This is a genomic window from Vibrio sp. 1401, assembly GCF_033340295.1.
In genome coordinates, this window is the sequence record NZ_JAWOWF010000306.1 from 1 (window position 1) to 743 (window position 743).

Below are 743 nucleotides of genomic sequence, written 5' to 3' on the forward strand. Positions count from 1 at the left end.
TTCCCAGTTTTTTGCTAAGCCGTCCCAATCTTGTGCCATCGTGGCCTCCATGTTCACTTCTTATAGCCCACATATCACTATGTGACGTCAAAATGCAGTTGGTGCATTTTGAAATTAATAGACTATAGGGTACCGCAAAACCGCTAAAAGACCATAGACTTATCTGGCGAATTACTATTTTTTTCGATAATCTTTCACAGCTTTGGGAGCACATCTCTATCGTGCCCTACTTTATTGCAAATTCTTAATTGGTTGTGTCAAATCATGAACTTAACTCAGGTAGAAGCTTTCTGCACTATCGCAGAGTGTGGCTCAGTCTCCGAAGCTGCGCGGCAGTTAGACTGTAACCGCACCAAACTCAGCATGTCGATCAAGGCATTAGAAAAAGAGCTCGATGTTGAGTTGTTCACAAGAACAGGAAACCAACTGACGCTTTCGGAAGCGGGAAAAGCAATTTACAAAGATTGCGAGTATTTGTTGGTCACAGCTCAACGAATCAGAAAAACATGCGCGCAAATCTCCGCAGGCTTCAACGCCGAAGTCTGGGTGGCGCGTGATGACTCACTGCCAGACGATTTGTGGCAAGAACTGTCTCACCGACTCAACAATCGATTCCCTTCTACAACGTTTAACCTCATCTTGGCCTCTAGTGGTGACTTGGCTAACTTAGTCAGTACTCATCAAGTCGATTTTGCGTTCGGTGTCGACTCTGAACGCATTGATGTCCCCCACATTGCTTACAA

Annotated in this window: 1 protein-coding gene; it reads left to right on the plus strand. The window is 45.0% G+C overall.

Features of this window, described 5'->3' with window-relative positions; all coding sequences use genetic code 11:
- Positions 1-264 precede the first annotated feature (264 nt).
- Positions 265-743 (plus strand): LysR family transcriptional regulator (locus tag R7Z77_RS25285; RefSeq protein ID WP_318137036.1); only part of this gene is annotated, 479 nt, incomplete at its 3' end.